General features: G+C 75.9%; 1 protein-coding gene. It reads right to left on the minus strand.

All coding sequences use genetic code 11. The features are described 5' to 3' along the window. Positions 1 to 185: 185 nt before the first annotated feature. Positions 186 to 270: DALR anticodon-binding domain-containing protein (locus tag HP507_RS18485; protein ID WP_175349861.1), on the minus strand; the 85-nt coding region annotated here is incomplete at its 5' end.

Below are 270 nucleotides of genomic sequence, written 5' to 3' on the forward strand. Positions count from 1 at the left end.
CCACGAGCGCGGCGAGGACGAGCACGACGACGATCAGCACGCTGGGCCAGCGACGGCGCTTCCGGGGGGTCTCGGTGGCTGCGGACATGCGTCCCACCCTGCCAGGGCGGCCTGCGGCCCAGATGCAAGACACCGGTGTTCAGCGAACCCGGCGGCGGCCCGGCGGCGGCCGGCGGCGGCCGGCGCTACATGCGGGACGGGGCCGTCACGCCGAGCAGGCCCAGGCCGTTGCGGACGACCTGGCCGGTGGCGTCGTTCAACCACAGGCGC

The sequence above is a fragment of the Curtobacterium pusillum genome (assembly GCF_013359865.1).
In the GTDB taxonomy this organism is placed as follows: domain Bacteria; phylum Actinomycetota; class Actinomycetes; order Actinomycetales; family Microbacteriaceae; genus Curtobacterium; species Curtobacterium pusillum.